The 13,043-nt window shown below is 59.0% G+C and carries 13 protein-coding genes and 1 tRNA gene; 6 read left to right on the top strand and 8 right to left on the bottom strand.

Going from position 1 to position 13,043, the window contains the following annotated elements; all coding sequences use genetic code 11:
* Positions 1-15: 15 nt before the first annotated feature.
* Positions 16-633, bottom strand: a complete 618-nt coding sequence (locus tag E3O56_RS20840; protein WP_005789869.1) for a TetR/AcrR family transcriptional regulator — start codon at positions 631-633, stop codon at positions 16-18.
* Positions 634-768: 135 nt separating this feature from the next.
* Between E3O56_RS20840 and E3O56_RS20845 the strand changes: the two genes are divergently transcribed.
* Positions 769-1,209 carry a hotdog fold domain-containing protein gene (locus E3O56_RS20845; RefSeq protein ID WP_005789870.1) on the top strand — a complete coding sequence of 147 codons (441 nt, stop codon included), beginning with the start codon at positions 769-771 and terminating at the stop codon, positions 1,207-1,209.
* A gap of 23 nt (positions 1,210-1,232) precedes the next feature.
* Here the strand turns inward: E3O56_RS20845 and E3O56_RS20850 are convergent, their stop codons facing one another.
* From E3O56_RS20850 to E3O56_RS20860, 3 genes are all read right to left on the bottom strand, one after another.
* Positions 1,233-2,294, bottom strand: coding sequence for an NAD(P)-dependent oxidoreductase (locus E3O56_RS20850; RefSeq protein ID WP_248128934.1), 1,062 nt, complete (start codon positions 2,292-2,294; stop codon positions 1,233-1,235).
* Between the two features lie 584 nt (positions 2,295-2,878).
* The gene (locus E3O56_RS20855) at positions 2,879-4,189 is read right to left on the bottom strand and encodes a HAMP domain-containing sensor histidine kinase (RefSeq protein WP_032880173.1); all 1,311 of its coding nucleotides are present in this window, start codon (positions 4,187-4,189) and stop codon (positions 2,879-2,881) included.
* Positions 4,182-4,856 carry a response regulator transcription factor gene (locus tag E3O56_RS20860; protein WP_078821902.1) on the bottom strand — a complete coding sequence of 225 codons (675 nt, stop codon included), beginning with the start codon at positions 4,854-4,856 and terminating at the stop codon, positions 4,182-4,184. The genes E3O56_RS20855 and E3O56_RS20860 overlap by 8 nt, the downstream gene beginning before the upstream one ends.
* A gap of 136 nt (positions 4,857-4,992) precedes the next feature.
* Here E3O56_RS20860 and E3O56_RS20865 point away from each other — a divergent pair, with 136 nt between their 5' ends.
* Entirely contained in the window at positions 4,993-5,166 is a 174-nt protein-coding gene (locus tag E3O56_RS20865; RefSeq protein WP_164365968.1) for a hypothetical protein, read from the top strand.
* The gene (locus tag E3O56_RS20870; RefSeq protein ID WP_032880171.1) at positions 5,147-5,425 is read left to right on the top strand and encodes a hypothetical protein; all 279 of its coding nucleotides are present in this window, start codon (positions 5,147-5,149) and stop codon (positions 5,423-5,425) included. Before E3O56_RS20865 ends, E3O56_RS20870 begins: the two co-directional genes overlap by 20 nt.
* A 38-nt stretch (positions 5,426-5,463) precedes the next feature.
* Here the strand turns inward: E3O56_RS20870 and E3O56_RS20875 are convergent, their stop codons facing one another.
* Positions 5,464-6,963, bottom strand: coding sequence for a PLP-dependent aminotransferase family protein (locus E3O56_RS20875; RefSeq protein ID WP_248128935.1), 1,500 nt, complete (start codon positions 6,961-6,963; stop codon positions 5,464-5,466).
* 95 nt (positions 6,964-7,058) lie between these two features.
* Between E3O56_RS20875 and E3O56_RS20880 the strand changes: the two genes are divergently transcribed.
* Complete coding sequence (locus tag E3O56_RS20880; protein WP_216091854.1) at positions 7,059-8,306, top strand: benzoate/H(+) symporter BenE family transporter; 1,248 nt, start codon at positions 7,059-7,061, stop codon at positions 8,304-8,306.
* 293 nt (positions 8,307-8,599) lie between these two features.
* Here the strand turns inward: E3O56_RS20880 and E3O56_RS20885 are convergent.
* Together E3O56_RS20885 and E3O56_RS20890 are read right to left on the bottom strand one after the other, a co-directional pair.
* A tRNA-Asn gene (locus E3O56_RS20885) sits at positions 8,600-8,675 on the bottom strand.
* A gap of 56 nt (positions 8,676-8,731) precedes the next feature.
* A complete protein-coding gene (locus E3O56_RS20890) occupies positions 8,732-9,631 on the bottom strand; it encodes a LysR family transcriptional regulator (RefSeq protein WP_078821905.1) in 900 nt (299 codons plus the stop codon).
* A 100-nt stretch (positions 9,632-9,731) separates the two neighbouring features.
* On the opposite strand from E3O56_RS20890, the gene lldD reads away from it, so the two are divergent.
* Both lldD and E3O56_RS20900 read left to right on the top strand, forming a co-directional pair.
* A complete protein-coding gene (gene lldD / locus E3O56_RS20895) occupies positions 9,732-10,868 on the top strand; it encodes an FMN-dependent L-lactate dehydrogenase LldD (protein WP_032880167.1) in 1,137 nt (378 codons plus the stop codon).
* A gap of 407 nt (positions 10,869-11,275) precedes the next feature.
* Complete coding sequence (locus E3O56_RS20900) at positions 11,276-12,202, top strand: GGDEF domain-containing protein (RefSeq protein ID WP_005789880.1); 927 nt, start codon at positions 11,276-11,278, stop codon at positions 12,200-12,202.
* Between the two features lie 21 nt (positions 12,203-12,223).
* Here the strand turns inward: E3O56_RS20900 and E3O56_RS20905 are convergent, their stop codons facing one another.
* Positions 12,224-13,036, bottom strand: a complete 813-nt coding sequence (locus E3O56_RS20905) for an iron-containing redox enzyme family protein (protein ID WP_032880165.1) — start codon at positions 13,034-13,036, stop codon at positions 12,224-12,226.
* Positions 13,037-13,043: the final 7 nt, after the last annotated feature.

A 13,043-nucleotide genomic window follows, 5' to 3' on the forward strand; every position in this document is an offset into this window, starting at 1 on the left:
GATGAGGAGGAATGACTAACGCTGGCTGATCGAGCTCCACGCCGCTTCAGCCAGCAGCTCACGGTACTCAAAGGGGCTCTTTTTGACCTTCGCCGACAGCCACGCACGGGAGTAGCTTTCCGCCGCGCCAATGATCAACGAAGGGATAAGTTCTGCGGGCAAATGGCTGAAGTGTTCCTTGCGCCCTTCCCCGCCCATCCACTCCTTCAACTGCTGGTTGCGCTGCTTGTTGCGCGCAATCAACTCGTCCTTGAACGGGCCGTTGGACACGGCAAAACGGCTTTGGAAAACAAACCGCGCCCAGTCCGGCTGGGCGGTGACCCATTCAACGTAGCTGTACACCAGGCCGACCACACCGGCGTGGGCCGTATCCGCCGCTTGCAGGTAGTGGTCACGCAGGCTGGCCTGGTCTTCCAGCGCAGCAAAGAACAGCGCGGCGACCAGCCCTTCCTTGTTGCCGAAGTGGTGATAGATAGCGCCCACGCTGGTGTCGCAGCGCGCACGGATGGTCTCGATGTTGGTCGCCTCGATGCCTGCCTCGTTAAAACAGGCCAGCGCCTCACGCAGGATGGTGCGCTTGAGGTCGCTGCGCCTGCCGGGGAAGGTGCGCTCGATGAGATCGATGGAGTGCATGGGGGGAACGCCAAATCAAAACAGTTTATAGGCTGAGCGACCGCCAGAGAAAGCTCGGGTTGACAGGCACGGAATCTACAGAATATTGTTCTGTTACGGAATATTATTCCGCAACTAAGCCTTGAGGATATTCGTATGAGCCAAGCACTGAGCATGTTCAATAGCGTAGGCCCTGCCGCATTCAGCAACCTGGCGTGCCAGATGGCACCCTACTTCAGCACCATCACTCCCGAGATCGCGGAACTCAAGCCCAACCATGCAGTGGTCACCGTGCCGTTTCGCAAGGAAATCACCAACCACCTGGCTTCGGTGCATGCCATTGCGCTGTGCAACGCCGCCGAACTGGCCGGCGGCATGATGACCGATGCGTCGATCCCCGCTGGCGCACGCTGGATTCCCAAGGGCATGAGCGTGGAATACCTGGCCAAGGCGAAAACCGATATCCGCGCCGTCGCCGATGGCAGCGCTATCGATTGGCAGACCGCGGGCGACAAGATCGTGCCGGTAGAGATCTTCGATGCGGGCGGCGTCAAGGTCTTCACTGCCCACATCACCATGAATGTGAAGCTCGCTTAGCCCCTCAGCCGGCACAGGCGGTATCAGCGACACGGCATCTGCAAGGCGTGACTGAACGCGTGGATGTGGTCGACGATGCGCCGCGAAGCGGTGCGGATTGCGGTGGAGGTATTGCCGGCGATATGCGGCGTCAATTGCGCACCGGCAATGCCCGCCAACGGCGAGCTGAAACGGCCTTTTTCCAGGGCGAAGGTGTCAATGGCGACCGCCTTGATATGCCGGGGAAACCGGATCATGAAGGCGGCCAGTTGCTGCTCGTCGACGATGCCACCGCGAGCGGTATTGATCAGTATCGAACCCTGGCGCATCCGCTTGAAATCGGCGCTGCCGAATAAGCCGCGAGTCTGCGGGGTGAGCGGCACATGGATCGAAACGATATTGGCCTCATCCAGCAACTGTTCCAGGGTTTGCCTGCGTTGCAGCCCGAGGCGGCGCGCCTCCTGCTCGGTAAAGCGCTCGGACCCGGTGGCAATCACCTTGATCCCCAAGGCGCTGGCTTTGCACGCCACCTGCTGGGCAATGCTGCCGGTGCCCACCAGCCCGAGGGTGAGTTCGGCGTATTCAGCAGCAGGTGCCAAGGTGCCTTTTGACCAGTGGCCTTGGTGGGTTTGCGCGTTGTAGTGGTCCAGATCCCGAGACAGAAACAACGCCTGGGCCAACACGTATTCAGCGACAGCGGTCGCGTTGGAACCCGGCGTATGCAGGACCGTCACCCCAGCCTGCTCGCACGCCTGCCGGTCAATATGGTTGAGGCCGGTCCCGGCCTGGGCGATGGCGCGCAGCGGTGTGGGCAACCCGGGTGAGCTGGCGGCGCGAATCAGTTCGCCGCCCAGCGGGATGTTCAAGCGCGTCTTGAACACGCTGTAACCCCCAGCCTGATACACCGCTGCGATAAAACCCCGCTCATCATGGCCGTTGATATCGGCATACCCGATGCGTGCGCCGTAGTGCTGCTGGATGCTGTGTTTATCGGTGAAATAATAGAGGTTAAGGACGACCGGCAAGCCCAGTTCAAGGAATCGATCGATTTCCTCATAGAGCAGCGGCGGACCGGGCGCGTCGAGTATCAGCGTGGTGAATGCCATGGGGTTTGATCCTTTTGAAGACACCGCTGACTCAAACAACGGTTGCTTGATTGCCGCTTCGAAGACCGCATTGCCCAAGGCCTCCGCCTGGTTCGACCAATAAAGCATGGTCCTGATTTTTCGGTAAAAGACCTGTTTGGAATAAAACGAAAGGGAAAAAATCATTGGCCGTCAAAAAGAACACGCCTGCGCTCCATGACCATAATCGAGGCGTTTAACTTTTTGATTAATCAGGGCTAAATAAAATAATTCGAAAACGTCTTACTCAAAGGAAAATCTCGGCCCCCATTGCGTGCGAGAGAAACCTGAAAAAATCTTCATAACCCTTGAACGTCAGCCAATGAATTGGCGAAGTATGTGTTTAGCAAGCCAGAGATTCTCTGCACCCCAGAGGATTTTGCGGCCATGCAACCGGCGATTGAAGGCATGGTCAACGACTTGAAAAGCCAGGTCATTGTGCAGACGCTGTAACGCCCTCGCCCTTCTTGCGTGTCAGTGCTGACGCACTGGCGCTGCGATGCTGAGGCGCGGGTATAAAAACCGCTCCCCACCCAGCCGTCGCTATTGTGAAGCGCTATCTGCCTTTAATGTTCTGACTCGACAGCTCGCACGCTCGTAAAATCAAGAATGACCGTAAACCTCTGTTGCTCACGGATCACTTCAATCTGCCAGCCCAGCTTTGCGCACAATTGCCGCATCAACTGCAACCCTAGCCCATACCCAAAATCGTCGGACTCCTGTCGCGGCTTGGCCTCGCGGACGTGATTGGCAATCATCAGCCGCGGGTATTCGAAACTGATGTCTACCGTGCCCTCTTCTGCGTATTGCAGCGCATTGCGCAGGAAGTTGCCGATCACGATACGACACGCCGTAGGGGGCAGTCGGCAAGGTTCGGTGTGGATGTCGATGCTTAGCTTGATATCGCGGTTACCGATCAGGTAGCGGTGCTTCTCAATCAGTTCGCCGACTACCTCGCTCAGATTAACGTCTTGCTCGGGCAGCGATTCGGAACGCTCGCGGCTCATCCACAGCAATGTCTCGGCAATCAGCTGCATGTTCATCACAGAGCGTTCTATACGTTGCAAGGAAGGCGGCAGCACACCGCCCGATTGCAGGGCCAACAATTCGATATTGGCCTTGAGCACCGCCAGTGGCGTGCGCAGTTCATGGCTGGTGTAGCGCAACAGGCGGCCTTCACGCTGGCTGGCGGCCTGCACCTGCTCAACACTTTTGGCCAGGGCATCGGCCAGCATATTGAACTCCTTGAAACTGAAACCCGGCCGTGTGCTGGCCAGGGCATCAGGGTCTTTGAGTGTGCCGGACCATTGCACCAGACGCCCCAGCGGCCGAACCAGCCACCAGACCAGCAAGGCGATGATGATCAGCGCCGGCACGAATACCGCCAGGCTGATGAACTTGACACTCTCTATGACCTGATCGAAATAGGCGTCAGACAACGGCGTCTCGACCTCACCCCCGGCTTCCTTATCGTGATCGATGTCGTACATGTAGAGGGTTTTGCCGTCACCCAGGGGCTGTTCGAGGATGATCTGGAAAGGCTCGTCGTCGTCATCGGAATAGAGATCGCCGAAGATATTCACCGCACCGAAGGACAGGCTCGGTGGGGTATCGAGCAACTCACGCACGTCCTGCGGCAATGCCTGCTTGCCGATGACGCTGGTATAGAAGTAATTGTGCGGCGTCGGCGTGGTCGGGTCCTGCTTGTAGTGCCGGAGAAAATACTGAGCTTCCTCCTCCATCATCGCGCTGGCGGTATAGAACAGGCCGCGCACGGTAAATTCAGGCAGCAGCTTGCTGTAGATCACCAGCACCACCGCAATCAAGCACAGGAAACTGCCGCTGATTACCCACTTCAGACTCAGGCCGTTACGCATGGGGTTTTACCTGAATGCCGACACCCGCCAGGGTATGGATCAGCGGCCGGCCAAAAGGCTTGTCCACGGCCTTGCGCAACCGATGCATATGCACCTTGAGCGTATCAGTGTCGGGTGGCTCGTCGCCCCAGATCTTCGCTTCCAGACGTTCTCGAGAGACCGGCTGTGGGCTTGCGCGCATCAGGTTTTCCAACAAGGTCCAGCAGATGGGCGACAAATGCAGCTCCTGCCCTGCGCGGCTGACCTTGCGGGTGGTCAGCTCCATTACCAGGTCATCCACTTGCAGGCGACTGGTCTGGCCGCTGCGGCGCAGGCTCAGGGCGCGAATCCTGGCGACCAGCTCGGCCAGCTCGAACGGCTTGACCAGGTAGTCGTCGGCTCCGGCAGCGAAACTGGCGAGCTTGTCGGATAACGCGTCCAGCGAGGTCAACATCAGGATCGGCGTCTGGATGCCCTGCTGGCGCAACCGATCGCATACCTGCTGGCCGTTCAGTCGCGGCAGCATGATGTCCAGGAGGATGACGTCGTAATGCTGATTGAGCGCCAGGTTAAGCCCGGTCTGACCATTACTGACGTGGTCGCAGACAATGCCGCTGATCTCCAGATACTCGATGACGGTGGTGGCCAGATCAAGGTTGTCCTCGACCAGCAGCAAGTGGATATGCACGGGGAAAACCTCGAACAGGGAGTGCGCAGAGGTTTGCAGGATAACGGAACTCGAGCTGCTTTCTGCTGACGTTTACCTGACGTTAACCCACTGCTGCTTAAGCTAAGGCTTCTCTTATCCAGAGCTCGCCCTCGCCATGAACCTGTCTTCGATGATCAAAGGTGCCCTGCTAGCCTTGATTTTCCTCGCCCTGCTGGTGGGTTTCCTGCCGCCGGACGCTCAGCGGGGGCGCATGGGCGGCAGCGGCTGGTTTCCGATTGGCCAGAATGCCGAGCGCACAGGATCGAGTTATGTCGCCAGCGCGTCCTGACGACATTGGCGCCAGTTATGCCGCCCAGTTGGTCGCGTGCGTGGTGCTGATTGTTGGCGTGTCGGTTTCGGTGGGTATCTATATTGCTCGCTTGAATGCCCACGTCGATAAGCAACGAGAGCTGGCGCCGGTGTATCTGCACGCCTGCCCCGAAGGTCGCGGGGGCTTTATTGTCTACCCGGATGGCAGGCGCAGCGGTGACAGTTGTTATAGAGCCGATGAAGGTGAATCGACAGAGGCCGGCCAGGCGCGGGATTAGACAGGACTCATGCCTGTCGCACCATGCATTTGCGCGCCCTATTTATTGCTCAGCGCATTGGCCAGACGCAGCATGGCAGATTCAATTTCACATGCGCTCAAGGACGAATACCCTAACAGCCAACCTTGCTTCTTTTGTTCGCCGGCGTATAGCCGGCTGAGGCCGGGCAGTTGCACGCCCGCACTGGCAGCTTGGCGGATGGTCTTTTCTTCCGACCAGCCCTCGGCCAGCAGGCAGGGAATCTGCAATCCACCTTGGGTGGTCAAGGCCGTCGCAATACCGTTCAGATGCTGGCTGATAGCATTGAGCATGACTGCACGGCGGCTGGCGTAGAGTTTGCGCATGGCCCGAACATGGGCGTTGTAGTGACCGTCCTCCATGAATCGCGCCAGGGTCAATTGAAGGACCTGCGGCGTATGGCCGTCCATCATGCTGCGCGCATAGGTGAAGGCTTTGACCAGTTCGACAGGCAGCACCATATAGCCCATCCGCAACCCCGGATAGAGCGTTTTGCTGAACGTGCCGAGGTAGATCGTGCGCCGATATTTATCCAGGCCCTGCACGCAGGCGGTCGGTAGCCCGTCGTAGTGGAACTCGCTGTCGTAGTCGTCCTCGATGACCCACTTGCCGTGCTCGGCTGCCCAGTTGATCAACTCAAGCCGACGTTCCAGGGGCAACGTCGCTCCGGTGGGGTATTGATGCGAGGGGGTGACATAGACGCAATCGGCGCCGCTGCGGTCTGCTCGCAGCAAGTCCGTGCGTATGCCTTGGCCATCGACCTCTATGGGCACGACCTTGGTCTCGGCCGTTTCAAAGGCCTTTCTGGCGCCGTAGTAGCCGGGGTTTTCCAACAAGATCGGTTTACCCGCATCCACCAGCAATTGGGCGCACAGGAACAGGGCTTGGCGCGTACTGCTCAACACCAGAATCTGGTCGGCAGAGCACTTGGCTGCGCGTTCAAGGTTCAAGTAGGTGGCGATGGCCTTGCGCAGAGGCTCAGCGCCTTGCGGGTCGCCATGCAGAAGAACGTTACTGCGATAGTCCTTCATGACGTGGCGTTGCAGGCGCTCCCATACATCAGTGGGGAAGGTACGGGTTTCCGGCAGCCCTGTAGCAAAGGCCTTAACCGTCTGTTGATCGTTAACGCCACCACTGTTGAAAATCATCATGCCGCGCTGACTCAAGCCCACTCCTGGCGTCACCTCACTGGGTCGGGTGGCTTGCGCCTTGATACGGCGACGTGCAGCACCGCGCAATTGGGCGCCGACCGTTTCGCAGACATAGCTTCCCGCCCCCTCACGTCGCACGATGAAACCATCACGATGCAGTTGCCCATAAGCGTTCTCGACCGTGTCGCGGGCCACGCCAAGCGACTTGGCCAGGACCCGCGTCGCCGGTAATTTCAGGCCAGACCCAAGGGTGCCCTCAAGGATAAGTGCACGCAGGGCCCGCTGAATCCGCTGATGCAGGTCCAGCTTCTGAAACTCGGCGTCATTGATCCTTATCTTCAAGGTGTCGAGCTCGAAGGTTTTCGCCATGCGGTCTGCCCTATGCGAATAAATTGGCCGGAAAAGGCAGGCCAGTTTATCCGTAGACTCTGCTCATCGCCATTTGCAGGGAGCAACGTAAAGCCATGTCTTCATCAACATCCATGTCATCTGTTCGCCTCGGCGATCTGCTTCATCCGATTCTCGCCGGTTTGATCTCGGTCATCGTCAACTATGGCGGCACCTTCATTCTGGTGTTCCAGGCGGCCAGGGTCGCCGGGTTAAGCCCGGAGTTGACCGCTTCGTGGGTGTGGTCCGTATCGATTGGTGTGGGCGTTACCGGATTGTTCCTCAGTTGGGTTTCTCGCGAACCGATCATCACCGCCTGGTCAACACCGGCGGCGGCATTTCTGGTGATCGCCCTGGCAAGCGCGCCCTATGCCGAAGCGGTGGGCGCATACATGATCTCGGCCGCCGCCTTTGTGCTGCTGGGATTGTCGGGCTACTTCGAAAAAGTCATCCGCCTGATACCGCCGGGTGTGGCGGCGGGGCTGCTGGCCGGTATCCTGCTGCAGTTTGGCATCGGCGCGTTTGGCGGCATAAGCCTTGATCCCATGCTGGTCGGCTTGCTGATTACCGTATATATCCTGCTCAAACGCTTTACCGCACGGTACGCAGTAGTGGGCATCCTGGTAGTGGGAGTGGTTGCGCTGCTGCTTCAGGGACGTCTGGATATGTCTGGGCTGACACTGCAACTCGCGGCACCCGTGTTCACCCGGCCAGAGTTCTCGCTCAACGCTTTGCTCAGTATCGCGCTGCCGCTGTTTCTGATCACGCTGACCGGCCAGTACATGCCTGGGATGCTGGTGCTGCGCAATGACGGGTTCAGCACCAGTGCCAATCCAATCGTGACCCTTACCGGGTTGGGCTCCTTGCTTATGGCGCCCTTTGGTTCCCACGCATTCAATATCGCCGCGATTACCGCCGCCATCTGCACCGGCAAGGAAGCCCACGAAGAGCCCTCCAAACGCTGGATCGCCGGTATTGCAGCGGGCTTCTTTTACATCCTTGTAGGGATATTCGGCGTGACCCTGGCAGCGGTGTTCATGGCCTTCCCGCCAGCTTTCATCACGGCGCTGGCCGGGCTCGCCCTGCTGGGCACCATTGGCGGCAGCCTGGCCAATGCGATGGCCGACGCCAAAACCCGTGAAGCCTCGCTGATTACCTTTCTGGCAAGTGCGGCCAATATCACGTTGTTCGGGATTGGCGGGGCGTTCTGGGGGCTGCTGATTGGTCTGATGGCGTACGCCTTAATCAATGGCCGTCTGCTGCGTGGCAAGCCGGTCGTCAATGTGGCTGCCGAGTCTGTCAGTGGTAAAGAAGCCGCTAGTTGAGGCGCGTACGTATTGTTTTCGTTCATGGTTGGCAGATAGCTAATGATTGGGAGCTACCTTCGTATGGCGGGTTAACCGGCGCGTCAGCTCCCTGTAGCAATGACTTGACCCACGCCCCCCGCTGTTCGCGGTTTAGATTCACGCTTGCTCCCCACATTCGGTCGCCCTCATGCAGTTGCGCTTCACTTCGTTCGCTGTGATCAGCTTACGGTGGAACTTTTACCCACAAGATTGCGCCCCATGCTGGGCGCAAAGCAAAAAAAAGCCTGCATCTCTGCAGGCTTTTCTCTATCTGGCTCCACGACCTGGACTCGAACCAGGGACCCAATGATTAACAGTCATTTGCTCTACCAACTGAGCTATCGCGGAATGCGCCGTATGTTACTGATTAAAAAGAAGAAGTCAAGCTTTGCGTTACATTCGCTTCAATTACCGCCATGACCGCTTGAAAACGCCGGTTCCGCCGCCAGATCCAGCCAGGCCCGTGCCGCCGGTGGCAGGTGGGCGCTGGCGCGCCAGGCCAGGGCGATGTGCCAGTCGGTGTGGGGTTCGTCCAGGGGGATCAAGGCGATGCCGGCGTGTTGGTGCTTGTGCGCCAGCATTCGCGGCAGGAAGGCAACGCCCAGGCCGGCGGTGACCAGGTCGACGATAAAGTCGATCTGCCCGCTACGGGCGGTGACTTTCGGGGTCACACCTTTGCGCTCACACGCGCTGAGAATCTTGGCGTTGAGGGCGAAACCGGCTTCGAACAGGATGAACGGCGAGTCCGCCAGGTCCGTGAAGTCGATGCGCTTGCGTCGGGCCAGTGGATGGCTGATGGGCAGTACTGCGATCAGGGGTTCGTTGCGTACCGGTTGGTAGTCAAAGCCTTCGTCCACCGGCAACAGCAGTGCGGCCAGATCGACCTCCCCGGCTTCCAGGCATTCACGCAGTTTTTTACTGCCGTACTCGGTCAGTTCAATGTCGATGTCCGGGTAACGGCTGCGGTACGTGGCGAACATGGCGGCAAACAGCACCCCGCACCCCACCGGCGGCAGGCCAATGCGTAGTACGCCGCGTGTAAGACCGCGCAGGTCGTTGATTTCAGCCATCAGGTCGTTGCGTTCGGCGAGTATCACCAAGGCGCGGCGGTAGGCGATTTCACCGGCGGCGGTCAGCTCGTTCTTGTGGCCGAGGCGGTTGAGCAACGGCGTACCCAGCTCGTCTTCCAACGTCTTGATCGCCTTGCTGACGGTAGACTGAGTCAACGCTACCACCTCGGCCGCCTGGGAGAACCCGCCCTGGCGCACCACTTCGACAAACGCACGCAATGTTCGCAGGTTCATCAGTATTCCTTTTGCGACTGGATAGCAGTGATAAAAGTTGTTTTTATCATGTCACAACTTTGCTTATCGTGTAGCACTTTGCCCTGTGGAGACACCGTCGATGATCATCTCGTCCGCTTCCGACTACCGCGCTGCGGCCAAGCGCAAGTTGCCGCGCTTTCTGTTCGACTACATCGACGGCGGCGCCTACGCCGAGCACACGTTGCGCGCCAACAGTTCGGACCTGGCCGAGATCAGCCTGCGCCAACGCATCCTGCGCAATGTCGACAGCCTGAGCCTGAGCACCAACTTGTTCGGCACGGAACTGGCGATGCCGGTCATTCTTAGCCCGGTCGGCCTGACCGGCATGTATGCGCGGCGCGGCGAAGTGCAAGCGGCCAAGGCAGCTGCCAACAAAAACATCCCCTTCTGCCTGTCGACGGTGTCGGTGTGTTCAATTGAGGAAGTGGCCTCGCAGAGCCCGCAGTCGATCTGGTTCCAGCTCTATGTGCTCAAGGATCGCGGCTTTATGCGCAATGCGCTGGAGCGAGCGCAGGCGGCCGGCGTGACCACGCTGGTGTTCACCGTGGATATGCCCACACCCGGCGCACGCTATCGCGATGCGCACTCGGGCATGTCCGGGCCGTACGCGGCGCAGCGGCGCATGCTGCAGGCGGTCACCAAGCCGCAATGGGCATTCGATGTGGGCTTGATGGGCCGCCCCCACGACTTGGGCAATATCTCCAAGTACCTGGGCAAACCCACCCATCTGGAGGACTACATTGGCTGGCTTGCCAACAACTTCGACCCGTCGATCAGTTGGAAAGACCTGGAGTGGATCCGCGAATTCTGGAAAGGCCCGATGATCATCAAGGGCATCCTCGACCCTCAGGATGCCAGGGATGCGGTGAGCTTCGGTGCCGACGGTATCGTGGTGTCCAACCATGGCGGCCGCCAACTCGACGGCGTGCTGTCCACCGCCAAGGCGTTGCCGCCGATTGCCGACGCGGTGGGCGATGACTTGACCGTGCTGGTGGACTCCGGCATTCGTTCCGGGCTCGACGTGGTGCGTATGCTCGCCCTGGGTGCCAAGGCGTGCCTGCTGGGGCGCGCGACCACCTATGCGCTGGCCGCCGAAGGCCAACGTGGGGTAGAGAACGTGCTGGATATCTTCGCCAAGGAAATGCGCGTGGCCATGACGCTGACCGGAGTCACTTCCATCGCGCAGATCGACCGCACGACGCTGGTCCAGCCGTGATGAAGGCGGTGTCATTTATGTGAGGTTTATTTGAGACGTTGTTTGTTCGCGACAAACAACGCGAACCACCGTGACATTAAAGTTGAACGGGTCGGCTGCAACGCCGGCCCATACCAGCCAAATAACTGGCGCCATTAATTAAAAGATAATTTTTGCTTTAATTACAGTCTTTTGATTTATAAGAACTTTTTAAAACAAAACGGCTTTGGCACGAATCTCGCTGTAACACTTGCCAAGCAGGTTAAGTGATGACAAGACGTGCGGCACGTGCCCCGGGGTTATAACTCAATGCAAAGCGGTTTAAACTGCTCCCATGTTTTACGGAACTGAAGGAACAGTAAGACGCCTGGCACTTGCCGCCCTCATCTCGCCTGTAAGACAGCCAAGTGCTTAGAGGCCACCCGCTTATGAAAACACCCACCCAGACCAACGCGATTGACTTCGACACTGCCAAATTGCAGCGCCTGGGATTTGGTCAACCTTCCCTGCGTCCACGCCGCCCCGCAACCCTGAGCGAACTGTGCCAGCAACTGAGCCAACAGTTGCAAACCAGCCTGGAGCCGGAGCGCATCCTCGGCCTGTTCTTTCGCGAAATACAACGCCTGGTGCCGCTGGACGCGTTGCAGTATCGCCATGCCGCCAGCGACCTGCGCCTCGAGTTCGGTCATCGTGGCCACCATTCGGTGAGCTACACCTTGAGCCACGAAGGCGAGCACCTTGGGGAACTGGTGTTTCGCCGCAACCAACGGTTGATCGACGAGGAACTGAGCCAGCTCGAATCCCTGCTGGTGACGTTGCTGTATCCGATGCGTAACGCCCTGCTCTACCGTGCAGCCACCCGCAGCGCCCTGCGCGATTCGCTGACCGAAACCGGTAACCGCGTGGCCATGGATCAGACGCTGCAACGGGAAATCGACATGGCCAGGCGGCATCTGCACCCCTTATCCGTGCTGATGCTGGACATCGACCACTTCAAGAGAATCAATGACACCCATGGTCACGCCGCCGGCGATAGCGTGCTGCGCACCGTGGCGGGGGCGATCAAACACCAGTTGCGTAACGTCGACATGGTATTTCGGTTTGGCGGGGAAGAGTTTCTGATCCTGCTGTCCAACACCGGACGCGATGCAGCGAAGATGGTCGGTGAGCGTTTGCGCCAGGCGGCACAAGCCCAGGACTATTGGGTGGAAGGCACGCGGGTCGAATTGACGGTGAGCCTGGGTTGCTCGACGCTGCTGGCGGCCGAATCGGCTGAAAGCCTGCTGCGCCGGGCAGACAACGCGCTGTACGTGGCCAAGCGCGAAGGCCGCAACCGCTTGGCGATGGCGGGGTAAGTCCCCGCCATCACGTTTACATCACGCCTCGCTGGCAACGCGCACCGGGCGCTCGCGAATGGCTGGCGCCTTCTCTTTGTCTTTCTCTACGTTCTCCAGGCGCATGCAGCTTTCCAGGAACAGGTACATGTAGTCGTAGCTTTTGCATACTGCCTGGCGCAACTCTTCCTGCAGGGCCTTGCCAGGGTTGTTCCCGGCCAGGGTGCAGATGATTTCCAGGGCTTCCCACGGGTGGGCGTCGTCGTACTGGGCGTGCATCTTCAGCCACTTCATCGCCCGCTTGCGATCTTCCTCGGGGAAGGCGTCGGCATACACACCGGTAGAGCAGACCACGGCAGACCACTCCCCAGTCGCCCCCTCGATCGCATAGTTGGTGGCGGCAATCGCGACGATCAACGAATCCGCCGAGCTGGTGTGCCAGCACCAATGACTCAGTGCATGCAGTTCCGGCGGCACGTCCTGGGCTTGCAGCTCTTCAAGGCTGACACCATGGGCACGCGCCCAATTCACCCAATAATCAGCATGGTTGAGTTCCACGCGAATGTTGCGCATCAGCCAACGTCGCGCCATATCCTCACCCGGGTGGCGGGCGAACTTGGTCTTGGTCAGGTTTTGCGCCATGTACAAAGCAAACTGTTCCACCACCGGCCAACCACCAATGAGGTAGTGGCGCATGGTCTTGGCGCTGAGGGCGTTGTCGCGCATACGCTGATACAGTTCGTGCTCGACAACCCGACGCTTGCTCTCGCTACAGGCCTGGATCAATTGCTGCGCCCAGGCTGGGTAACTAGAGGCTTCCATAAGCGGCCCGGTTCTGTTGAATGTGTCGATCACTGTAGGG

Source organism: Pseudomonas sp. W2Aug9 (genome assembly GCF_023127755.1).
GTDB classification, from domain to species: Bacteria; Pseudomonadota; Gammaproteobacteria; order Pseudomonadales; family Pseudomonadaceae; genus Aquipseudomonas; species Aquipseudomonas synxantha_A.